General features: G+C 29.9%; 24 protein-coding genes and 1 pseudogene. 6 read left to right on the forward strand and 19 right to left on the reverse strand.

Translation table 11 applies throughout. The annotated features are described in order from the left end of the window. The 3 genes and pseudogenes from XO10_RS06490 to XO10_RS06500 form a co-directional block, all read left to right on the forward strand. Nucleotides 1-924: pseudogene (locus tag XO10_RS06490) on the forward strand (GxxExxY protein); the annotation flags it as partial. Nucleotides 925-1,062: 138 nt separating this feature from the next. Next, on the forward strand, nt 1,063-1,260 hold the full coding sequence (locus tag XO10_RS06495) for a cold shock domain-containing protein (RefSeq protein WP_014296782.1): 198 nt from the start codon (nt 1,063-1,065) through the stop codon (nt 1,258-1,260). Nucleotides 1,261-1,403: 143 nt separating this feature from the next. Then, entirely contained in the window at nt 1,404-1,601 is a 198-nt protein-coding gene (locus tag XO10_RS06500) for a cold-shock protein (RefSeq protein ID WP_014296783.1), read from the forward strand. Between the two features lie 46 nt (nt 1,602-1,647). On the opposite strand, the gene XO10_RS06505 is transcribed toward XO10_RS06500, so the two are convergent. From XO10_RS06505 to XO10_RS06595, 19 genes are all read right to left on the reverse strand, one after another. Next, a complete protein-coding gene (locus XO10_RS06505; RefSeq protein ID WP_014296784.1) occupies nt 1,648-2,220 on the reverse strand; it encodes a GPR1/FUN34/YaaH family transporter in 573 nt (190 codons plus the stop codon). A 137-nt stretch (nt 2,221-2,357) separates the two neighbouring features. Continuing rightward, on the reverse strand, nt 2,358-3,053 hold the full coding sequence (gene deoC / locus XO10_RS06510) for a deoxyribose-phosphate aldolase (protein ID WP_368494262.1): 696 nt from the start codon (nt 3,051-3,053) through the stop codon (nt 2,358-2,360). A 115-nt stretch (nt 3,054-3,168) separates the two neighbouring features. Then, nucleotides 3,169-3,711, reverse strand: a complete 543-nt coding sequence (locus XO10_RS06515; RefSeq protein ID WP_014296786.1) for an HD domain-containing protein — start codon at nt 3,709-3,711, stop codon at nt 3,169-3,171. Continuing rightward, nucleotides 3,712-4,926 carry a hypothetical protein gene (locus tag XO10_RS06520; RefSeq protein ID WP_014296787.1) on the reverse strand — a complete coding sequence of 405 codons (1,215 nt, stop codon included), beginning with the start codon at nt 4,924-4,926 and terminating at the stop codon, nt 3,712-3,714. Beyond that, on the reverse strand, nt 4,919-5,584 hold the full coding sequence (gene radC, locus XO10_RS06525) for a DNA repair protein RadC (protein WP_175418381.1): 666 nt from the start codon (nt 5,582-5,584) through the stop codon (nt 4,919-4,921). Before radC ends, XO10_RS06520 begins: the two co-directional genes overlap by 8 nt. Continuing rightward, the gene (locus XO10_RS06530; RefSeq protein ID WP_014296789.1) at nt 5,577-6,140 is read right to left on the reverse strand and encodes a nucleoside triphosphate pyrophosphatase; all 564 of its coding nucleotides are present in this window, start codon (nt 6,138-6,140) and stop codon (nt 5,577-5,579) included. The genes radC and XO10_RS06530 overlap by 8 nt, the downstream gene beginning before the upstream one ends. Continuing rightward, a complete protein-coding gene (locus tag XO10_RS06535; protein WP_014296790.1) occupies nt 6,137-6,634 on the reverse strand; it encodes a Gx transporter family protein in 498 nt (165 codons plus the stop codon). The genes XO10_RS06530 and XO10_RS06535 overlap by 4 nt, the downstream gene beginning before the upstream one ends. Beyond that, nucleotides 6,628-6,990, reverse strand: coding sequence for a NusG domain II-containing protein (locus XO10_RS06540; protein WP_014296791.1), 363 nt, complete (start codon nt 6,988-6,990; stop codon nt 6,628-6,630). The genes XO10_RS06535 and XO10_RS06540 overlap by 7 nt, the downstream gene beginning before the upstream one ends. 16 nt (nt 6,991-7,006) lie before the next feature. Next, nucleotides 7,007-8,041 (reverse strand): FAD:protein FMN transferase, encoded by a 1,035-nt coding sequence (locus XO10_RS06545; protein ID WP_014296792.1) that lies wholly within the window; start codon nt 8,039-8,041, stop codon nt 7,007-7,009. Beyond that, on the reverse strand, nt 8,011-9,003 hold the full coding sequence (amrS, locus tag XO10_RS06550) for an AmmeMemoRadiSam system radical SAM enzyme (protein ID WP_175421309.1): 993 nt from the start codon (nt 9,001-9,003) through the stop codon (nt 8,011-8,013). The genes XO10_RS06545 and amrS overlap by 31 nt, the downstream gene beginning before the upstream one ends. A 1-nt stretch (nt 9,004) precedes the next feature. Beyond that, a complete protein-coding gene (gene amrA, locus XO10_RS06555) occupies nt 9,005-9,523 on the reverse strand; it encodes an AmmeMemoRadiSam system protein A (protein ID WP_014296794.1) in 519 nt (172 codons plus the stop codon). Between the two features lie 24 nt (nt 9,524-9,547). After that, nucleotides 9,548-10,462, reverse strand: coding sequence for a tRNA pseudouridine(55) synthase TruB (gene truB, locus XO10_RS06560; protein WP_175421310.1), 915 nt, complete (start codon nt 10,460-10,462; stop codon nt 9,548-9,550). Further along, nucleotides 10,455-10,817 (reverse strand): 30S ribosome-binding factor RbfA, encoded by a 363-nt coding sequence (rbfA, locus tag XO10_RS06565; RefSeq protein WP_014296796.1) that lies wholly within the window; start codon nt 10,815-10,817, stop codon nt 10,455-10,457. The genes truB and rbfA overlap by 8 nt, the downstream gene beginning before the upstream one ends. Then, nucleotides 10,810-11,712 carry an HDOD domain-containing protein gene (locus XO10_RS06570; RefSeq protein WP_014296797.1) on the reverse strand — a complete coding sequence of 301 codons (903 nt, stop codon included), beginning with the start codon at nt 11,710-11,712 and terminating at the stop codon, nt 10,810-10,812. Before XO10_RS06570 ends, rbfA begins: the two co-directional genes overlap by 8 nt. 4 nt (nt 11,713-11,716) lie before the next feature. Then, entirely contained in the window at nt 11,717-13,186 is a 1,470-nt protein-coding gene (locus XO10_RS06575; RefSeq protein WP_014296798.1) for a cell wall metabolism sensor histidine kinase WalK, read from the reverse strand. A gap of 3 nt (nt 13,187-13,189) precedes the next feature. Then, nucleotides 13,190-13,573 (reverse strand): DUF1667 domain-containing protein, encoded by a 384-nt coding sequence (locus tag XO10_RS06580; RefSeq protein WP_175418383.1) that lies wholly within the window; start codon nt 13,571-13,573, stop codon nt 13,190-13,192. Then, entirely contained in the window at nt 13,548-14,771 is a 1,224-nt protein-coding gene (locus XO10_RS06585) for an NAD(P)/FAD-dependent oxidoreductase (RefSeq protein WP_014296800.1), read from the reverse strand. Before XO10_RS06585 ends, XO10_RS06580 begins: the two co-directional genes overlap by 26 nt. Beyond that, the gene (locus XO10_RS06590) at nt 14,768-16,192 is read right to left on the reverse strand and encodes an NAD(P)/FAD-dependent oxidoreductase (RefSeq protein WP_075780623.1); all 1,425 of its coding nucleotides are present in this window, start codon (nt 16,190-16,192) and stop codon (nt 14,768-14,770) included. The genes XO10_RS06585 and XO10_RS06590 overlap by 4 nt, the downstream gene beginning before the upstream one ends. A gap of 2 nt (nt 16,193-16,194) precedes the next feature. Continuing rightward, nucleotides 16,195-17,565, reverse strand: a complete 1,371-nt coding sequence (locus XO10_RS06595; protein WP_175421311.1) for a hypothetical protein — start codon at nt 17,563-17,565, stop codon at nt 16,195-16,197. Nucleotides 17,566-17,761: 196 nt separating this feature from the next. On the opposite strand from XO10_RS06595, the gene XO10_RS06600 reads away from it, so the two are divergent. The 3 genes from XO10_RS06600 to XO10_RS06610 are packed head-to-tail and all read left to right on the forward strand — an operon-like array spanning nt 17,762 to nt 21,582. Continuing rightward, the gene (locus XO10_RS06600) at nt 17,762-18,268 is read left to right on the forward strand and encodes a hypothetical protein (protein ID WP_014296803.1); all 507 of its coding nucleotides are present in this window, start codon (nt 17,762-17,764) and stop codon (nt 18,266-18,268) included. Beyond that, the gene (locus XO10_RS06605; RefSeq protein ID WP_014296804.1) at nt 18,261-19,583 is read left to right on the forward strand and encodes a sigma-54 dependent transcriptional regulator; all 1,323 of its coding nucleotides are present in this window, start codon (nt 18,261-18,263) and stop codon (nt 19,581-19,583) included. The genes XO10_RS06600 and XO10_RS06605 overlap by 8 nt, the downstream gene beginning before the upstream one ends. Nucleotides 19,584-19,605: 22 nt before the next feature. Further along, entirely contained in the window at nt 19,606-21,582 is a 1,977-nt protein-coding gene (locus XO10_RS06610; RefSeq protein WP_075780624.1) for a tetratricopeptide repeat protein, read from the forward strand. The last annotated feature ends 16 nt before the right edge of the window (nt 21,583-21,598 follow it).

A 21,598-nucleotide genomic window follows, 5' to 3' on the forward strand; every position in this document is an offset into this window, starting at 1 on the left:
TTACTTTCACAACATGAAAAGGAAACAGGGCAAATATTCGATGAAAAAGTAAAAGAATTAATATGGCATAACGCAGCAGGGCAACCTGGACTAACCAATGGTCTTGCATATGATTTAGTAGCAAAAAAAGCAAAAGGAGAAAAGATAATAACAGAAAAGCATTTTGAAAAAACATTATATGATTACCTGAGAGTATATATAGACAAAAACATATCAAATATAATAAATAAAGCGAAAAAAGAAAAAGAGTTAATAATGAAAATACTATTTGAACCGGAAAAAATAGAATTTAACATATACGATGAAAACATACAGTATTTATATTTAAATGGAGTAATAGACAATTGTGATGGAAAATGTTGTGTAAAAGTACCATTATATTATAAAGCATTATATACAAGATTCAGACCAAAAGTAAATGGAGAAAAAAGTGAAATGAAAACATTAAATGAAAGTGTAAAAACATATTTGAGGAAAGATGGAAGTTTAGACTTAAATAAATTACTCGAAAGATATACAAGATACATAAAAAATAGAGGAGCGATAATGTTCAAAGGAAGGAATTATTATGAAGGAGTATATCAATATAACTTAGACCAATTCTTAAGCTTATATGTAGAGGCAGCAGAAGGAAAGGTATATCCAGAAACACAAATAGGAGGAGGAAGAATTGATTTATTAATAAATTTAAATAACAAAGAATATCTAATAGAAATAAAATCAAATATAGATGAAGATCAATATGAAAAATCAAAAAAGCAATTAATGGAATATTTAAAAAGAAGTGGCTTAAAAGAAGGTTGGCTTGTGATATATTCAGAAGCAATAGAGGATTTCAAACATGAAATAGAAGAAATAGATGGAGTAAAAATCAATGTGTGGTTTATAAAAACGAACTTTGAAAGTCCGTCAAAAGTGAATTAAAACAGTAAAAAATTTTATCTGTTGTATATATCCAGATATTGTAATATATAAAGTAGTGGAATGTAATAATAAAAGTATATACTATAAGAGAAATCACACGTAGTTACAAGGGTAACACGGAGAAACATGGAGGAAAACATGAGAGGAAAAGTTAAATGGTTTGATGCAAAAAAAGGATTCGGATTTATTTCTGGAGAAGATGGAAATGACGTTTTCGTACATTTCACAGCTATTACAATGGACGGATTCAAAACTTTAGAAGAAGAACAAGAAGTTGAATACGAAATTCAAGAAAACGCTAAAGGTTTACAGGCTGTAAACGTAAGAGCTATCTAACAATCAATAGCCCCTTTTAAGGGGCTTTTTTATTTTTTAGTTGACTTTTAATAAAAAAAGGTATATAATTAGTGTGACCCTTAAGGGTTGAGAATCACATCCGTAGTTGCAATGGGTAACACGGTAGGAACATGGAGGAAAGTATGAAAGGTAAAGTTAAATGGTTTGACGCAAAAAAAGGTTATGGTTTCATTTCTGGTGAAGATGGAAAAGACGTATTTGTACACTTCACAGCTATCACAATGGATGGCTTCAAGACTTTAGAAGAAGGTCAAGAAGTAGAATACGAAGTTCAAGAAAATGAAAAAGGCTTACAGGCTGTAAACGTAAGAGCTCTCTAATAAAACAATAGCCCCTTTTAAGGGGCTTTTTTATTTATCGATTATATTATAAAGGTAAAACTTTTTTGCCGTATACTTCATTTAATACTTCAGCCATTGCTGTATAAATTGCAGAAGCTCCACAGAATATACCTTCCCAACCAGCTAAATGTTTTATAGCTGTACTTCCCAGGAAATCTCCCATTGATAATAAGAAAAATAATATTGTTAATGTTCCAAAAACAACCTGAAGTGATTTGTTTCCTTTTAATGTTCCTACAAACATATATAATGTGAATATTCCCCACATTAATAAATAGAATGCTACTGCAGTTGCTGAAGCAGCTTCACCTAATCCCATTTTTGGCATTGTCCATATTGCCACAAGTGAAAGCCAGAAAAGACCGTAAGATGTGAATGCTGTAGCACCAAATGTATTGTTTTTCTTGAATTCAAATATACCAGCAATAACCTGTGCTAATCCACCGTAGAATATTCCCATAGCCATTATCATAACATTTAATTCAAATATACCAGCGTTGTGAAGATTTAATAATACAGTTGTCATACCAAAACCCATTAATCCGAGCGGTGCAGGATTTGCCAATTTTTCAGATACAGTTGTAACTTTATTTTCCATTTTAATACCTCCTCTAATATTTTAAAATATCCCTGTTATTTTAAAGTATTTTCATTACTATAAAATTAACATTAACTTGCTTTTGGGTATAATAAAAAATAACCTTCTCATAAAGAGAAGGTTATTTTTGTTAATTATTAATATCCAGTACCTTCAGCTTTTTCGCCAGATACTATTTTTACTCCTGAACTTGCTCCAATTCTTTCTGCACCAGCTTTTATCATTTTTAATGCATCTTCAAAGCTTCTTACTCCGCCAGATGCTTTTACTTTTAATGCATCACCAACTACAAATTTCATTAAAGCTACATCTTCTGCTGTTGCTCCACCTGTTCCAAAACCTGTAGATGTTTTTACAAAATGAGCTCCAGCTTCTTTGGAAATTACACATGCAGCAATTTTTTCTTCTGTTGTTAAGTAGCATGTTTCTATAATAACTTTTACAGTTTTTCCCTGTGCAGCTTCAACAACAGCTTTTATTTCATTATATATGTAATCATATTCTCCGGCTTTAAGCATTCCAACATTTAATACCATGTCGAATTCATCTGCACCATCATTTAATGCAATATCTGTTTCATATGCTTTTACATCAATTGGATTTGCACCTAAAGGGAATCCTATTACAGTTGCAACTTTAACCTCAGAACCTTTTAGTTCTTCTTTTGCTAAAGGAACATATACAGGATTTACACAAACTGAGAAGAAATTATAATCTTTTGCTTCTTTACAAATTCTTTTTATATCTTCTGGTGTAGTTGTTGCTTTTAGTATTGTATGGTCTATATATTTAGCAACATCCTCAGGAGTTAATGAGATATCGTTTTCAGGCATTTTGAATTCTTTGTTATACCTTTCAATTTCTTTTTGTATGATATTTTTTAAGTCCATTTTTCCACCTCTTTCTGTATATTTTTAAAAACAAAAGTTGCGTTTAACGCAACTTTTGTTATAATTCAAGTTCTTCTGCTATTTCTTTCATAGATTCTATGGATATTTCAAAAAATCTGTTTAATTCTATACCTATTTCTTCGATTTTTCTGATATTTTCTCTATTGGCACCAGCTGCAAATGATTTGTCTTTAAATTTTTTCTTTAAAGATTTTACTTTTAATCCTTCAATTTTTTTGTCAGGTCTTACTAAAACTGCAGCTGTTACCAGTCCAGAAATTGGATCTGCTGCATATAATGCAAAATCCATTTTTGAGTTTAATGGAGCATGATCATTGTGTGCGAGTATAGCGTTTTTTTCTTCTTCTGATAATTTGTCTCCCAGCATTTCAACTGTTTTTTTTGCATGTATTTCTGGATTATCTTTAGTGAATTCATAATCAAGATCATGTAATATACCAATTATTTCCCATCGATCTGGATCTTCCTCTAATTCTTTTGCGAGACCTTTCATTATTGCGCCAACTGCTAAACAGTGCTTTATTAAATTATCGCTTTTTACCTGTTCTTTTAATAACTGTATGGCTTCATCTCTTGTCATTTATTCTTCCCCCTCGTAATACATCTGACATGTTCTCCAGCCAAACAGCATTCTTATTGCTTCATAGAAAGGAATATCAATTGCAAAATCGTATCTTACTCCTTCTTTTGTTTCTAATCTTTGAAGTATATTTTTTATTTTTTGATAATATCCAGGTCCGTATAATTTTGCAACTTTTCCATTTTTTATAGGTTCTAATGTAAATGTTTTTAACCCTTTTACATGTGAGTCATTTGGGAAGAATATTACTCTAACTTCTCCAAACATTTCAAATATTTTATCAAATGTTTTATTTGCCATTTCTTCATTGTTGTAATTGTAGAATCCGAGGAATGAAATTATAGCCTGTTCTGGTAAATTTGTTTCTGTTTCAAACCTTCCAGAGGTTTCGTATTCAAATGCTTCTAATATTTTCCAGTATTTACAATAATCTGGAGGTACATTTACAGCTTTTAATTTTGATCTTCTTAAAAGACAATTTGCGCATGGAATGTTGTTTTCAAAGTTTTTTCTCATATGATATAATTTGTCGCCTTCTTGAGAAAGATAGTAAAGATATCCCTGGTATATTGAGGCAACGTATTTTACTTTTCCCTGTAAGAATACTCTACTTAAATGCTCTTTGGCTTTTACATAATCTTTTTCATACATTGCTACAACGAAATATAATAAAGGATCATTTGAATTTCGTGCAGCTTCTTCAACAGCTTTATATGCTTTGTAATATTCTCCTTTATATACAGCGTTCATTGCCATTAAAAGGTTTGCGTGTTTGTTGTTTGGGAATCTTTTTAATGCATCTTCTGCAAATTCATATGCATCAGGTTCCCTGAGCAAAAATTTAGCCATTCCCAGATTGAAATAATCTTCCGGGAATGAAGGATTGTCTAAAAGTTCTTTTACTTCCTCGTATTCACCTTTGAGTATATGTGCAACTGCCTGTTGGTTGACATATGAACTTTTTGGTTTGTTTATTAATAGTTTTTCTATATGTTTTGCAAGTTCAAGGTTGTTATTTTTAAAGTCGTAGTAGTTTAAATCAACAATTGTTTGAACATCGTCAATAGGTATAGAGATGTATTTTATCTCTATATTTGCTCTTTCAACAGTTTTTTTCTTTTTTTGTTCAATGTTTATTCCTTTTCTTTTTAAATCCTTTTCAAATTTTTTCTTTAATTGCATTAATGCTTTTAAGTTATCAGGCATATTATCCATTTCTTATCACCTTTCTTCCCAGTTTGAAGCTGTAGTATTCTGATTTTCCTATAATTATATGATCCGACAATTTTATTCCCAATAATTCACCGCTTTTTTCTATTTTTTCAGTAATATCATAATCCTGCATGCTTGGAGTGCTATCTCCTGAAGGATGATTATGAATTAATATAATTGAAATTGCATTATTTTTTATTGCGGTTTTAAATATATCCCTTGGATGTAATATTGAATGATTTGCTGTTCCTATACTTATTGTATCAATGGATATAGGATTTAGTTTGCTATTTAATGATATGCATAGTACATTTTCCCTGTCTTCAAATATAAATCTATCATATATTAAGTCGTAGACTTTATCAGGAGAATCCAATTTTATATTTTCTTTTTTTAGGGCTTCTTTGTGAAATCTTATTCCAAGCTCAAAAACAGCTTTTAAGGTAATTGCAGTAACTTTTCCAATTCCTTTTATTTGACTCAATTGATTTACATCCATATAAAATAAATCTTTTAAAGAATATTTTTCTGTAATTTCTTTTGATAGTTGAAATACGTTTTTATCTTTTGTTCCCTTTCTTATTATTATAGCTAATAATTCGTCAATAGTCAAATTTTTTGGACCATATTTTAAGAGTTTTTCTCTTGGTAGTTCAGACATTTAGAACTCCTTTCTCATATAAGTACCAAAAAATTTTGTTTATTGGTAATCCCATAACGTTGTAATAGTCACCATTTATTTTTTCTATAAAAACACCAGCAAAATCCTGAATACCATAACTTCCTGCTTTGTCTAACGGGGAGTAGTTTTCAATATAATATTGTATAATGCTATCATTTAAATGGTGAAAATATACTTCGGTTATATCATATATTGAGTATATAGAATTATTTTCTTTGAATGTAATACCTGTTATTACTTCATGTTTTTTTCCTGAAAGCATTCTTAGCATATTAAATGCATCTTTTTTATCTTTTGGTTTTCCCAGGATTTTGTTTTCAAATGCTACAATTGTGTCTGCAGTGATCAATAATTCATTTTCATTTATTTCAATACTTTGTGCTTTTTGTTTGCTTAAATCTATTGCGTATTCTACAGGGGTGTTTTTTTGACTTATTTCTTTTATATTTGAAACTCTAATTTCAAATTCTATTCCAAGTTTTGAAAGCAGTTCCTTTCTTCTCGGAGAGGCAGAGCCTAATATTATTTTTTTCACGGTTTTACACTCCTAAGTGCAGATTTTACCACTATTGCATTTGCAATTGCCGAGAATGTTCCTATTAGTATCATTTGTGGTAAATACCAGTATATTCCTGCAGATTTTATTATAAATAACCATCCAAATGTAACCTGAGTTATGTTATTGAATATTGCACCACTTTCACTTATTCCTATTATACCAAATTTTTTTGTTTTTAATGCTAAATACATTATTAATGTTGCAATAACACTTCCTGAAAATCCCATAAAGAATGTTGGAGATAGGAATTTTCCAGAAAGCAATGAGCCAAGTATGGATTTAAAAATGGCGATATACAAAGCATTTTTTAAGTTTTTATCTTCTACTATTGAATATAATACTGCAAAATTAGAAAAACCCCAGCGAGCTCCAGGAAGAGGAATGGGAAAGGGTACCAATGATTCAACATAATATACTGCGGATGCTAATGCAATTAGTATAGCCTGTTTTGGTATGTTGTTTTTCACCATGAAATTACGTCAACTCCTGTGTTTTTTTCTTTTCCAATTGGTTTTATCACGATTTTATTTGGAATGCATATTATTTCCTGTGAAGCGTTGTCAACCCACCCTGTATGTTCGCAAATTTTTAGGGCACAGGTTGAATCAATTGCTTTGATTTTTGAACCATCAAAGATTACTTTCATTTTATAGACGCCTTTATCATCTTTAATTGTATATGTTCCCGGTCTGGTTATTTCCATTACTTCTTTGCCGGAAATATATACTTTGGCACCTTTTAATGTATTTTTTAATGTGTTTTGAAGAAATATTGTGATTATTGATATTAGTATTATAATTCCTACAAAGATTATATCTTTTTTCATTTTTTCACCATTTCATTTACTTTTTTAAATAATAATCAAAACCTGTAGTTTTAATTATTTTGTTATCAGATGTAATTCCGTATATCTGTATATCATATTGCATCATTGAGTCTATATCGGGTAATTTATCTCCAAGGATAAATATTGCAGTTGACATTGCATCAGCTTTCATTGCACTGTCGGATATTATTGAAACGCTTTTATAGAAGTTTGCGGGATATCCAGTTTTTGGATCTATTAAATGATGATATCTTACACCATCTTTTTCAAAATATCGTTCGTAATTCCCTGAGGTTACTATTGCGCCTTCTTTTAAGTATATCTGCAATTTTATATCGTAAGGGTTTCCATCAGGGTCTCTTATTCCAATTACCCATGGGAATCTGTTAAATTTTGGACCTATTATTCCAATGTCTCCACCGGCGTCTATAAAACCTGTTGCTTTTGGATCGAGACTTTTGATTTTGTTTATTGCCATATCAACAGCATATCCTTTTGCTATTCCGCCAAGATCAATCATTGTTTCATCGTTTAATAATGAAATTTTATTTCCTTCTATTTTTATAAATTTATAGCTGATACCTTTTAAAGCATTGTTTATTTCATCTTTTGAAGGAACTCTTTTCGGACTGTTCATATCATCAAATCCCCATAATTTTACAAGAGCACCTATTGCTGGATCAAATGCCCCTCCTGTTAAATCAGCATAATTTATAGCAGCTTTCATTAAAAATAATGTTTCTTTATCTGCTATAATGCTTCTTTTTTCGTTTAATTCCCAGATAACACTACCTTTTATATTTTTGCTGAATTTTCTTTCTATTCTTTTCATTTCATCAAATGCGATATCGGCTAATTTTTCGGAATTAATCTTATTTCCTGCAACCTTTACATTAACCCATGTTCCCAGGGCAAAATCCTTTTTGGAATAATATTGTGGTAAAGGTTTATGAAATATCAAAAACAGTGTGAGGATAATTGCAATTCCTGCTATGACGGAATATAATATACCTTTGTTTTTTAAAAAATTATAGGGATTTTTTTTAAGCAATTTTTGCACCTTCCTTTTTCGTCAACATTTAGTATTTCGATATTATATCCTTCGCGTTTTATAAGCATGGTTTTACAATATGGACAATATGTTGATTCGTATTGTTTATCCCGGACATTTCCAAGATATACAAAATTTAAATGTTTTCTGGCTATTTCATAGAATTTTTTAAGTGTTTCAATTGGTGTAGGTGGTTTGTTGTATTTATACACAGGATAATATCTGCTGATATGTAAAGGTATATTTTTTGAAATGCTGGAAATCCATTTTACCAGTTCTGTGAATTCTCTTTCATCATCATTTCCTTCTGTGACTATAAGTGTTGTTATTTCAACATCTGGGATAAAATTATATGCTAATTTTATTGTGTTCATTACAGGTTCTTTTTTTCCGCCTATTATTTTGGCATAGAATTCATTATTGAATCCTTTTAAGTCTATATTCATTGCATCTATATAGGGTAATAATTCCATTAAAGGTTTTTCTGAGATATAACCGTTGGTTACCATTACGGTTTTTATTCCGTGTTTTTTTACTAATTTCGCAGTATCGAGAACAAATTCATACCATATATTTGGTTCTGAATATGTAAATGCAAGCATTTTTGCATGGTTTTCCAGTAAAAGATTCAGAATGTCCTGTGGAGTTAATTTATAGATTTTCCATGGGGGTTCCTGGGAGATTTCAAAGTTTTGACAGAATTTACATCTAAAATTACATCCCCATGTACCTATTGATATTATGTTTTCGCCTGGATGGAAATGAAAAAGGGGTTTTTTTTCTATAGGATCGTTTGCAATTGCTGTTATTTCACCATAGTTTAATGTGTATAATTTTCCGTCAACATTCTTACGTACTCTACATATTCCTGTAGAGCTGTTTTTTATTATGCAATTGTGAGGACATAATGTACATTGAACTTTATTATTTTCAAGTGTTTTATAATATAATGCTTCTTTCATTTTAGAAATATCTTTCCACTGTGAATCTATATATTTCGTATGGCTCTGAGAAGATACCAGCTTTTAATTTAGCAATTCTTAATTGTTCTTCAACAGTGTTTACGCCATCAAGTGCTGGTAGTAAAACTCCTTTTTTCCAGCCGCTAACAACTATTACACCATATATTTCCGGGTCTAAATCTTCTTCTGATTCAACGTATTCAGGTTCGCTTAATACGTCAACACTTACCATTATGTCATCGAGTTCATCAGCTGTAACAGGATTAAACCTGTAATCTCTTGTAGCTGCAGCAATTGCATTTTCTCGTATTTCTATTGCAAGATTGTCATATACTGGTTCTATTGTTCCTATACAACCCCTTAAATCTCCGTTTAATTTATGAAGAGTTACAAAACATGCAGCTCTTTTGTTTAATAGGTCATCTGGAAGGTTATCTCTTATTTCGATTTTTTTCCCATATTTAATGTAATTTTCAATAACTTCTATAGCCCATTTTACATAAGGATGTTTTCCTTCCATGTTTTCACCCCATTTAGGTATTTATTAAATAAATACCTTTTTTAATTTGAAAACCCTTTCATTTCTATTTTGATTAATAAGGGTGTTTATAAATGAAGAGGTTCTTTCTGCTTTTGCTATGGCCAGTAGATTATTTTTATTATCAATTAGCGAAACAAGGGTATCCTTTTTAAAATCTTCAAATTTTATAATATTATCTACAACAATTTGACGACCATGTTTTACGTTTTCAATACCCTCATTGTTTAGAATAACTTTTGGGAAATCTAAAACATCTAATAAAGGAATTAAATTTTCTGAAGATATTTTTTCCAATTCAACAGCTTTGTCTATTGAGAATTTGCCCACATTTAATCTTCTGAGCTCTGTGGTTACTGCTCCACATCCTATTTTATATCCTATATCCATTATTAATGAACGGATATATGTTCCTGATGAAACTTTGCAGGTAAATTCAAATTCTCCATGGTCTTTTATGGATATGTTCCAGATATCATAAATCTCCACCTCTTTGGGTGGCATTTTTATTATTTTACCTTCTCTGGCTAATTCGTATAATTTTTTTCCTTTGTATTTTCGTGCAGAATACATTGGTGGAACCTGTTTGTATTTTCCAATAAATGATATTATTGTATCCTCAAGTTTTTCTATTTCAGAATTTGTAAATTCATTTTTTTCTGTGATTTTACCGGTGATATCAAACGTATCTGTTATTATTCCTAATTTTGCTTTTACATGATAAACCTTGTCCTGATGTTGTAAATATTCTAAAAGTCTGGTTCCTTTATTTACTCCAATTATCAATAATCCAGTTGCAAAAGGGTCTAATGTTCCAGAATGCCCAACTTTTTTACTTGAAAAGATTTTTCGTATTTCGTTTACAACATCGTGTGATGTTATTCCTTCTGGTTTATCAACCAAAAGAAATCCATTATTCATTTTCTTCACCTTTGTTTTGAGATATTTCATCTAGTAATTTATGAATTTTTATGCTTTCTTCAATCCCGGTGTCTTTATGAAATCTTAATTCTGGAATTTTATACATTCTAATGTTTCTACCAATTATGCTTTTAAAGAATCCTTTTGCTTTTTCAAGAACAGCAATGATTTCATCGGCATCACCACCAAATACAGAAACATATATATCTGCATATGATTTGTCTCTTGATAATTCCACCCTTGTGGCTGAAATTAATTTTCCCTGTATTTTAGGGTCTCGTAAATTTGAAACATTTGTATTTATTATTTTCATTATTTCTGATTCTATCATTTCTCTTCTAAATTCTTTAGCCATTGTTATCCTCCTCCGTTTCTGTATCGCTTTCAAGGAATGAATCAAGATTCATGAAGTCATTTGATTCTTCAAGTTTTTGTTCGAGATTTTTTAGAAATTCAAGGTATTTTGTTGCTGTCATGTTGAATTTGTTCCAGACGACATCTGATGGAACAGGTATGTCGTAACTTCCAGAGTATCCGTAATAAATAGTATTTATGGTTGAATTGGCAAGATGTACAATATATACGTTCATAATAAATGAATCTATTTGAAGTTTTTCTGGATCGTTATGGAATTCAGCAGTATATACAACATTTTCCGGTAAATTCCAATTTTCAAATAAGGTTTTTCCAAGGGTAGTATGAGACATTACGTTTAACATTTGTTCTGCCCTTGAAAAAGAAACTTTTTTGTATTCAGATACGTTTAATATCATTTCTACTGTTTCAGGGGTTACTATACCCATAGCTATTTTACCAAGATCATGTAACATCCCACTTAAAAATATTTCTTCTTTGTCAGGATAATTTACAATTTGAGCAAGTTGTTCAGAAGCTATGGCAACTGCTATACTGTGCTGCCAGAATTTTTTTGAATCAAGAAAGTCAAAGTCGCGTCTGAAAAAAGAATCAGCGACAAATATTCCCATAGCAAGGTTTCTAACGGTTTTGAATCCTAAAATATTTATAGCCTGAGAAATTTTGGTAATTTTTCGTGGTAATGCATAATACGCAGAATTACATAATTTTAAAATTTTTGCCACCAGTGGTGGCGATTGTAAAACAGCTTTTTCCAGTTCTTTGGTATTTGAGGTTGGATTGGAAGCTATATCCATTATTCGTTGAATTATAAAATCAGGTGTTGGGAGTTCGGATAATTTTTTTAAAATTTCTTTCATTGTAGGATTAGCCATTTTATCACTTTCCTTTATCAAATTCTATATAAAAACGGGTTCCCTTATTTTCAACGCTTTTTAGCCAGATTTTTCCGCCCTGCATTTCAACAAGTTCTTTTACAACAGATAACCCTATTCCTGTTCCAGAAACTTCATATGTCAATGATGAATCAACTCTATAGAATTTTTCGAAGATTTTTTCGTGATGTTCTTTTGGAATTCCAATTCCATTATCTTCTACGAGTATCCATACCTTATCTCCCCTGTCCTGTAGGGTTATTTTTACAAATTTTAAATCTTTTCTTTTATCACTGTATTTTATGGCGTTATCTATTAAATTAGACAGTATTTGTTTTACTCTTGTTCTATCGAGATTAACAATTATATTTTCTTTTGGTAAAACTTTATACAATTTAACATCATTGCTTTCAGCTTTTGATTTATTTGAGGAATATACTTCATCAATTAATTCATTTAATGAAAATTCTTCTTTTTTAATATTTATACTCTTCATTTCAAGTCTTGAGAAATCGAGGATTTCATCTAATAGGTTTTGTAGATGATTTGCCTCATTTAGTATTGTTTCCATAAAATCTTTCAAGGTTTCTGTATCCATGAAATCTAAACTTTCTACAATTGATTCAGAATAAGCTTTAATAGCTGCTAAAGGTGTTCGCAATTCGTGAGATACAGTAGATAAGAATTCCGTTTTCATCTGATCTAATTTTCTTAAACGTTCCAATTCCTTTGTTCCAGTTATATCCGATATAATAACAAGATAATTATCTTCTTCGGTTCTTAGCAAATCTATTGAAAGAAAGTGTTCATCAAACTCTTTTTCTTTGGTAATTTTTTCTCCAAATATTTCTAATTTTACCAATTCTTCTTTTATGAATTCTATTAACTTTTTTCCATATTCCTGTTCAAACTTTTCAAAATTTTTGTTTCTAAATAATTCTTTGTATTCATTATCATATACTGCTAAACCGCTAATCATTGAATCAAGGATTTGGTTTAAGAATTTTCTATTGCTTTCAATTATTTCATTTGTTTTTAGTATTTCTTCATATAATTCAAGGTTTTCAATTATTGTTGCTGTTAAGAAACTCATTATATTTAAAAATACAGTTGCTTCATTTGAAATTTCTTCTGTATCAGTTTCACATGCATATATCAGCAGTAATTTTTGGGATCGTGAAAATGGGATAATTAAAGCACTCCCGCCTTCTTCAAGCGGGAATACTGATATTTTTAATGATTTTGCAGCCCAGGATACAAGATCCATAATTTCTTCCGGAACGTTTTTGTTGTTTACTTCTTCAAAACCTTTCTCTGTCGGTTTTAAGAAATATGCATTATTTACTGTTAATATTCTATTTACCAGTGTATTAATGGAATTTTCAATTTGGGAAAGGTCTTTTAGAGAACTTATTTCCATTACAAGATCAGAAATTTTGGAATATGTTTCCAGAATTAAGTCTTTTTGTTCCATATCCTACTCCTTTTCTACAGTTCTTGTTATTATAAGATTTGCAGATGTGTTCATGAAGCCTTCTATTACTATATCGCCTCTTTTTACAGGAGCTTCAACTTCAATTTTGTTTATTTCTTTCATAGCCTCATCAAATAATCTTAAAGGAATTGCTTCAGTTGTTTTTACAGAAGCGAGAGGATATTTTCCATTTTTAACTTTTATACTTGTTACGAGTATTCTATGAGGATCTTTTATTTCCTGAATAGCATATTCTTTACCTCGAGGACACCTGTTTCCTGAGATATTTATTATTTCCATATTTTGAGTATATTCAACATGTACTTTACAACCAATTGGACATCTAACACATACGAGATCCTTAGCCAAGTTTTGAGATGAGTTCATCAGCTGTCACCTCGATTTCATCAATATTTTCACCATCAAATGGTCTGATTTTAACAACTATCATTTCTGGAGGTCGAGCATCTTCTTCGACTTTTTCAATTCCTAAAGGATTTATTTTTATACTTGCCTTTTCAAATACAGTAGATACCCTTATGTATAAAGTAGATTCTTCTGTAGGATCTATATAAACAGGATGCACTATACCAATGTTTTCACCTTTTCTAACTTTAATTAATTTCTTTTTTTCATATTTTCCCTGAGCATATAATGCTGCATATTTACCTGCTTTTTCTCCTTCTTTTGCAACGAAATCTACGAGATCAAAGATTACAGTACAGTTTCCTGCTGCAAATATCCAGTCTTCACTTGTCTGGTTAGTATTTGATACTAAAAATCCAGGATCAGCATCAACAAAATCAACAGGTTTGGTTGATGGAATTAATCCAACAGATGTAATTAACATATCTACATCAAAAACTTTTTCTGTTCCAGGTATAGGATTCCATTTATAATCCACCTGTGAAGCTATTACTTTTTCCAGTCTTTTTTCACCTTCTATAGCAGTAACTGTGTGCGAAAGATATAATGGAATATTAAAATCCCTTAAACATTGTTGGATATTTCTTTCAAGACCACCAGGATAAGGCATTATTTCAAGTACAGCTTCAACCTTTATTCCTTCAAGTGTAAGCCTTCTTGCCATAATTAAACCAATATCACCAGAACCAAGAATAACAGCTTTATTTCCAGGTTTTAAATTTTCTAAGTTAATAAATCTTTGTGCAAGTCCTGCAGTAAATACTCCTGTTATTCTCTTTCCTGGAACTGGTAACGAATTGAAATGTCGTTCTCTTGCTCCTGTTGCCATAACAAGAGCTTTTGTTTCAATTTCATGTATACCTCTTCTGTCTACAAAAATTATTCTTTTATCTTTTGTAACTTCCAGAACATATGTTCCATATAGTATATTTAAGTCTTTTATTCTTTCTTTAGCTAACTCTTTAAATTCCGGACCTGTTAAGTCTTTTTTGAAATAATGCAAACCAAAACCATTATGAATACATTGATTTAATACTCCACCTGTATCTTCATCTCGTTCTAATAATATTACATCTGCACCTTCTCTTGTTGCACTATATGCAGCTGCCATTCCAGCAGCACCGCCACCTATAATTACCACATCTGTTTTATATTTCATATTCTCACCTTCGAATTCACTATCCATGTTCCTTTTTCATTTTGAGTAATTTCTTCAGGTTTTCGGCCTGTATATTCAGCAAGTATTTTAAGGATTTTTGCTGTACAGAATCCGCCCTGACATTCTCCAAATGATGCACGTGTCATAAATTTTATATCATCCAGGGTTCTTGCACCATTGTTTATGGCATCGATGATTTCTTTTTTTGTAACTTTATTACAATGACAGATCATTTCTCCAGCATTTGGATCTTCCTGGATAATTTTATTCCATTCGTTTCTATCAATGTGAACTAAATGAGGTGTTCTTTGAGTGATAGGATTATAGTCGTTTCTTTTTGAAAGGTTTATTCCCAATTTTTCCTGAATTAGATAATCAACAACATATTTTGCTATAGCAGGAGCTGCTGTTAAACCAGGTGATCTAATTCCAGATACGTGGATAGCACCACTTTTTCCAACGTCTATATAAAAGTCTTTTTTCTCAGTTTCCGGACGTAATCCTGCAAAGGTTTTCACAAGATGTCTTCTAAAATTAAGATTTGGAACGAGTTTCATACCTTTTTCTTTTACTTCATTTAATCCTTCTCTGGTTGTTGCTGTATCCTTTTTGGAAATTACTCTATTTGCATTTGGTCCAACTAAAAATCCACCATCTACAGTAGGTAAAACGAGACAACCTTTTGATATTCCAGTAGGTACAGGGAATATTATTGAATTGACATAGTTATAATCTTTTGATAATAAAAAATATTCACCTTTTACAGGAAATATTTCAGGAACTTCATCGCCAAACATCTTTGCAATTTCATCTGCATATAATCCTGTGGCATTTATTACAATATCTGCTTCAAAAGTGGTATTATCGGAAAATTTTAAAAGGAATTTGTTATTTTTCTTTTCAACATCGATTAATGTTTTTCCTATAAAAGTTTTACCGCCATTTTCCCTTACTGATTTGGCAGCCTGAATTGCAACCATCCATGGATCAAATATTCCAGCAAATTCTGCATATAATGAACGTTTGGCTCGTGGATTGATATTTGGCTCCATTTCCAGCAATTCAAGTTTTTCAACAATTCTAATGCCTTTTACGCCATTTCTTTCAGCTTTTTTTAGCAGTTCATATATATAATGTGTTTCTTCATCCTCAATAGCAACAACATGTGAACCAACTCTTTTCATATCGAAGTTTAATTCTTTTTGCAATTCTGTATAAAGCTGATTTCCCATATAACATAGTTTAGCCCTCATTGTTCCCGGCGGATCATCGTAACCGCCGTGTAAAACTGCAGAATTTGATTTTGTTACCCCCATACCAAAATTCGTTTTTGCTTCAAATAGATAGACATCTTTTTCATATTTGTTTAACTCTCTGGCAATTAATGTGCCAACAATTCCTCCCCCTATAACAGCAATCAACGTTACTCACTTCCTTTCAAATAAGCAATCTTTAATTCATTTTTGTTGTTAAAATAATATACGCCATTTCCATATATGGAATAACTTTTTATTCCGTCATTTAAATATAGATAATTTATCAAATTTAAATTGTGGTCAAAAATATATAATTCCTTATTTTTGGTTGAGAAAGATATTATATTTTTTGAAATAAAATAATTGTTTATAAGTTTAAGGGAAAATTCTTTTTCTGTTTTGAATTTATTGTTTTTATATGAAATCTTTTTTATTGAATCATTTGTTAATATAATCAAACCAGCATTATCATTGTAAATGATTTTTACATTATTAAAGTTTCTGGATATATTTAGTTTTTTAAAATTATGATTCATAACAGTAATAGTGTTTTTTGAGAGTAAAAATATATATTTTGAGTTTGTTGACACAGAGATATAGTCGCCTTTTAATTTTTTCAAAATATAGGGATAATAGGGATTGGTTATATCATAAACACATAATTGATTATCAGTTGTAATATATAATAGCACCTGATTATTATATTCTTCAATATAAAAATCGCTTATTTCATTATTTAATAAAATTTCAGAGGTTTTATTTCCAAAATTATGTATAATTTCAATTTTGCTTTTTATATTTATTATAATAAATTGATGAAAAGGGATATAATTTTTTATACGATCTTTTGAATTAAAAATTTCTTTTTTTTCTAAAAATTCTCCATAGGTTTTAACTTTAAATATTGAATATTCATTTGAAATATAGAATTCGTAAGGTTTTGTATAGAAAATATATGGTCCATAATAATATTTTTTTCCAAACTCATCGGTTATTATTATTTTCCATTTGTATTGTAAACCAGGTTTTAAATATGTAATTTTTAATGAATTATTTTCCACCCTTTTTTCAAGTATTTTTTTGTTTTTTTCATATAATATGAAGTTTTGTATGTAATTCGCATTAAAATCTACATTCCATTTAAATTCAATATTTTCTGGAAAAACATTGTATAAATTAGCAGGAGAACAATTGGTTATAACCGGTGATTTTAGTTCTAAAAAGAATTTTAATGTTTCTGTGGAATAAATTTTGTCTTTAGTATATGCAATAACCTTCCAGAAATAATTTTTATTTGGCGTAAGTTGAATATGAACATAATTTTCTTTTCCTTTATATATATCTTTTAAGTTATTTTTGTTTTCACCCAGATACACAATATAAAAAAGGACATCTCTTTCTATAAGATTAAAATTTAAAGTTATTGTTTTGTTATATGGTACTATTTCATAATTGGAAGGTGATGTATTCCATTGGATTTGTGAAAATAAAAAAGTAAAAGTTAACAGGAACATCATTGTTAAAAGATATTTTTTCATGGGAACCTCCTAAATAATTTTTACCTTTTCTTAATAATATTATACATGAAAAAAAGCAAAAAACAAAGTTATAATGAAATTCCTGATTTTCATTTTTTTAAAATCTTGAATACTGTAGTATTTATTAAATAGGGAGTTTATGTTATAATTATTATAGTTGAATTTAATAAATTTTTAAAAAGGAGGAATTATACATATGAATCCATTAGTTGCAGCAATGGTTAAATTTGCTATTCTTGGTACAGCAGGTGAAGTAGTTGCAAAGCTTATTACAAAGAGTAAGATATCCATAACTAAAATTATTCATTCGGCTATATCCTGGGCTATATTAGGAGTAATAATAAAGTATGCATTTATAGGATTTAACGGTTTTGTGCACGAATTGGTTAATCATCATTATCTTCCATCTGGAAAAATATACGAAGCATTTTTTAAATCATTTTTTACCAATGCAATGTTTGGTCCATGGTTGGTTATAATTCATAGATTTCTTGATAATTTGCCAAAGTTAAAGATTCCAACAGAAGGCTTAAAAGGTGCAATGCTGACATTATTATGGTTCTGGGTACCAGCACATACAATAACCTTTTCATTGCCGGGAGAATGGCAGATTACTTTAGCAGCAGTATGGAGTTTTGTTCTCGGATTGATTTTAGGAATTTTTGCTAATTTAAAAAAGAAAAAAGAGGTAAATAATGCCTGAAGTTTTGATAATAGAAGACGATAAAGTATTAAATGAAACAATGTGCGATTTTTTGAAAAATTTTAAATACAATATTTTTTGTGCATATACCGGAAGTGAAGGTTTAAATATTGCAAAAGAAAAACTTCCGGATGTAGTTATTCTCGATTTAAGATTACCTGATACAAATGGTATGGAAATAATTGAAGAATTAAAAAAATATGTTGAAGAAATAATTATTATAACAGCACATGGAGATATATCTGATGCAGTAAAGGCCACAAAATTGGGAGTATATAATTTTCTTGAAAAACCTGTTGATTTAAAATTATTATTAAGTGAATTAAATAGAGCATTTGAAACTGTAAATTTAAAAAAAGAAATAAAAAAATTAAAAGAACAATTACAAAAATCCGGACTTTTAATTGGAAAATCCAAATTTATAGAAAGATTAAAAGAAAAGATTGGGATGATTGCCGAAAAGAATATACCTGTATTAATTACCGGTGAAAGCGGAACAGGTAAAGAGGTAATAGCAAGAGCTATTCATGAAGCAAGTAATAGAAAAAATTTTGTGGCAGTTAATTGTGGAGCTATTCCTCAGGAATTGTTTGAAAGTGAGCTTTTTGGATATGAAAAGGGTGCCTTTACTGGAGCGGAAAAAGGAAAACCCGGGAAATTCGAAATTGCAGATGGTGGAACACTTTTTTTGGATGAAATAGGCGAATTACCTAAAAATATGCAGGTAAAGTTGTTAAGGGTTTTAGAGACAAAAGAGGTTGAAAGAATAGGCAGTACAACACCTAAAAAGGTTGATGTGAGAATAATTGCTGCCACAAATCGAGATTTAAAAACATTGGTAAATGAAGGACAATTTAGAGAAGACTTATATTTTAGATTATCGGTATTTAATATTGAAGCAAAACCTCTAAGAGAAAGGATTGAGGATATACCTCTATTGGTTAATTATTTTGTGGATATGGCAAATGAAGAATTTGGAACTAATATTAAAGGTGTAAATCCAGATGTAATAGAAATTTTTCAAAAATATTATTGGCCGGGGAATATTAGAGAGTTAAAAAACGTAATATATTCAATGATTGCTATAGCTACAGAGGATATTCTTAATAAAAGTTTATTACCAGAGAAATTGCTGGAGAGTTTTGTGGATGAAAAGATAGAATTGCCTCTTGGTTTAACCATTGAAGAAGTTGAAAAAAGATATACATTAAAAACATTAAACTGGGTGAATAATAATAAATCCAGAGCAGCAAAGATTCTTGGAATTACCAAGATGACATTATTTTCAAAATTAAAAAAATGGGATATCCAATAAAACAGTATTGGGGGGATACATTATGTTAGAAAATAATGAAGAAAAAAAGGAAGTTCAGGAAAATCAGGAAATCCAACAGGGAAACATGGAGGAAATGACAGAATTACTTGATAACACAGATGAAATTAACAAACTGATGGATATTGGAACAGAGCAAAGTTCATCAGAAGAATTATTGGAAAAACAGATTACAGAGGAAGAAATTAATTTAGATGATTTAAATTTAGATGATCTTGACACTCAAAAACCTGAAGAGGAAGAAGTTAAATTAGAAGAGGTTATTCCTAACCTTGAACTCGATGAATTGGAAAACGAAACAGAAGAATTAATAGAAGAGAATCCGAATTCTGAAGAAGTAGTTGAAGAAGTACAGGAAACTATTTCTGAAGAAAAAACAGATGGAGAAAATCCTGAAGAGATGCCAGAATTAAATCTCGAAGAAGAAAAAGAAGAAATTCCATCAGTTGAACCTGAAGAAAATATTCCAGAATTAGACCTTGAAGAAAATATAGAAGAAAAAAATGAAGAAAGTTTAACAGAAGAGGTAATGATGGAAGAGGCTACAGAAGAAAAGAAGGTTGAAGATGTCGAAGAGAAAGAAGAAATTCCAGAATTGGATTTAGATGAAGATACAGTAGTTGAAGAAAATAAATCTGAAGAAATTGTAGAAACAGAAAATGAAGAAAGTATAATGGAAAATACCGAAGAAAATGAAACAATTGAAGAAGAAATTCCAGAATTAAATCTTGAAGAGGAAACAGAAGAAAAAGCGGAAATAACTGAAAATGTAGAATCAGAAGAATCTGTGCCAGAACTTGATCTTGATGAAGAAGATGTAAACACAATAGGTTCAGAAGAAAATGCCGATGTGATAGTTGAAGAGAGTGAAAAAGAAGAAATAGATAATGCGCTTGATGAAATAACAGAACTTGAGCATATTGAAGAAGAATTAAATGAAAAAGAGGAAATAAAGGAAAGTGAAGAAAGTGAAGAAAGTGAAGTTGAAATAAAAACGGATGAAAAACTCGAAATGCCAGAATTTTCACCCAAACAAATGAATGTGCAAAAAGATTTTGAGCAGCTTCAGATGAAAATAAACGAAAAGGCTCAAAAATATGATGAAAAAATAGAGTTTTTAGAAGAACAGAATAAGATATTGAAGAAAGAAATAAATGTATTAAAAATTAAACTGGAAAATGCAGAAAAAGGAATTATTTTGTTATTGAGTAATCTAATATCTTTATCTTTTGGAGATACTAACGATTTATTAAATTCCATATTAGAAATTAAAAAGTATATATCTCCAACAGAAGGGAATATAACCACTCTCGCAAATCTTGTAATAAAATTAATGGATAAGGTTGGAGAAGAAAATCATTATGCATTATATTATATTATTGGTAATTTATATGCGGAAATACATAGATATAGCGAGGCTGAAAAGAATTATTTAAGAGCACTTGACTATTGTGAAAAAAATAAATCTGTAGATATGCAGTTTAATGCATCTGTAATGCATAATAGTCTGGGAAATATGTATGTTGATTCTGGAAAATTTGATATAGCCAGAGAGCATTTTGAAAAAGCTCTGGAAATTAGAAGAGCTTTAACAGAAAAAGCAAGAGAAAAATATATTCCTTCATTATTTTCAATTTTAAATAATCTTGGAGCCTTTGAGCTTGAAACGGGAAATCTGGAAAATGCCAAAAAATATTTTGAAGAAGCATATCAGCTAACAGAAGAATTTAAAACCTCAAGAGAAGATAAAGGGATGATTTTATATAATCTTGGAATGCTCTATAAAAAACTTGGAGAAAAGGAAAAGGCAGTTAATTTCTTTGAAGATGCATTGGTTATAAGAAAGAAATTATTTGAAATGGATAGATTTAAAAACATGGATAAATTAAAGAATATATATAATGAATTATTGGAATTATATGAAGAAGGTAATCAGGTAAAATATGAAAAAATAAAGAAAGAGATGGAGGAATTATTTTAATTAAGGAAGATAGGGG

It is taken from the genome of Marinitoga sp. 1135, from assembly GCF_013363245.1.
GTDB classification, from domain to species: Bacteria; Thermotogota; Thermotogae; order Petrotogales; family Petrotogaceae; genus Marinitoga; species Marinitoga piezophila.

What these genes read in the sequence shown, in the direction of transcription:
- truB (WP_175421310.1), bottom strand. Translation starts at nt 10,462, where the DNA reads ATGAATAATGGATTTCTTTTGGTTGATAAACCAGAAGGAATAACATCA.
- XO10_RS06605 (WP_014296804.1), top strand. Translation starts at nt 18,261, where the DNA reads ATGCCTGAAGTTTTGATAATAGAAGACGATAAAGTATTAAATGAAACA.
- rbfA (WP_014296796.1), bottom strand. Translation starts at nt 10,817, where the DNA reads ATGGCTAAAGAATTTAGAAGAGAAATGATAGAATCAGAAATAATGAAA.
- XO10_RS06505 (WP_014296784.1), bottom strand. Translation starts at nt 2,220, where the DNA reads ATGGAAAATAAAGTTACAACTGTATCTGAAAAATTGGCAAATCCTGCA.
- XO10_RS06500 (WP_014296783.1), top strand. Translation starts at nt 1,404, where the DNA reads ATGAAAGGTAAAGTTAAATGGTTTGACGCAAAAAAAGGTTATGGTTTC.
- XO10_RS06595 (WP_175421311.1), bottom strand. Translation starts at nt 17,565, where the DNA reads ATGAAAAAATATCTTTTAACAATGATGTTCCTGTTAACTTTTACTTTT.
- XO10_RS06515 (WP_014296786.1), bottom strand. Translation starts at nt 3,711, where the DNA reads ATGACAAGAGATGAAGCCATACAGTTATTAAAAGAACAGGTAAAAAGC.
- amrA (WP_014296794.1), bottom strand. Translation starts at nt 9,523, where the DNA reads ATGGAAGGAAAACATCCTTATGTAAAATGGGCTATAGAAGTTATTGAA.
- XO10_RS06535 (WP_014296790.1), bottom strand. Translation starts at nt 6,634, where the DNA reads ATGGTGAAAAACAACATACCAAAACAGGCTATACTAATTGCATTAGCA.
- XO10_RS06570 (WP_014296797.1), bottom strand. Translation starts at nt 11,712, where the DNA reads ATGGCTAATCCTACAATGAAAGAAATTTTAAAAAAATTATCCGAACTC.
- deoC (WP_368494262.1), bottom strand. Translation starts at nt 3,053, where the DNA reads ATGCCTGAAAACGATATCTCATTAACTCCTGAGGATGTTGCTAAATAT.
- XO10_RS06540 (WP_014296791.1), bottom strand. Translation starts at nt 6,990, where the DNA reads ATGAAAAAAGATATAATCTTTGTAGGAATTATAATACTAATATCAATA.
- XO10_RS06580 (WP_175418383.1), bottom strand. Translation starts at nt 13,573, where the DNA reads ATGAACTCATCTCAAAACTTGGCTAAGGATCTCGTATGTGTTAGATGT.
- amrS (WP_175421309.1), bottom strand. Translation starts at nt 9,003, where the DNA reads ATGAAAGAAGCATTATATTATAAAACACTTGAAAATAATAAAGTTCAA.
- XO10_RS06575 (WP_014296798.1), bottom strand. Translation starts at nt 13,186, where the DNA reads ATGGAACAAAAAGACTTAATTCTGGAAACATATTCCAAAATTTCTGAT.
- XO10_RS06610 (WP_075780624.1), top strand. Translation starts at nt 19,606, where the DNA reads ATGTTAGAAAATAATGAAGAAAAAAAGGAAGTTCAGGAAAATCAGGAA.
- XO10_RS06495 (WP_014296782.1), top strand. Translation starts at nt 1,063, where the DNA reads ATGAGAGGAAAAGTTAAATGGTTTGATGCAAAAAAAGGATTCGGATTT.
- radC (WP_175418381.1), bottom strand. Translation starts at nt 5,584, where the DNA reads ATGTCTGAACTACCAAGAGAAAAACTCTTAAAATATGGTCCAAAAAAT.
- XO10_RS06600 (WP_014296803.1), top strand. Translation starts at nt 17,762, where the DNA reads ATGAATCCATTAGTTGCAGCAATGGTTAAATTTGCTATTCTTGGTACA.
- XO10_RS06520 (WP_014296787.1), bottom strand. Translation starts at nt 4,926, where the DNA reads ATGGATAATATGCCTGATAACTTAAAAGCATTAATGCAATTAAAGAAA.
- XO10_RS06585 (WP_014296800.1), bottom strand. Translation starts at nt 14,771, where the DNA reads ATGAAATATAAAACAGATGTGGTAATTATAGGTGGCGGTGCTGCTGGA.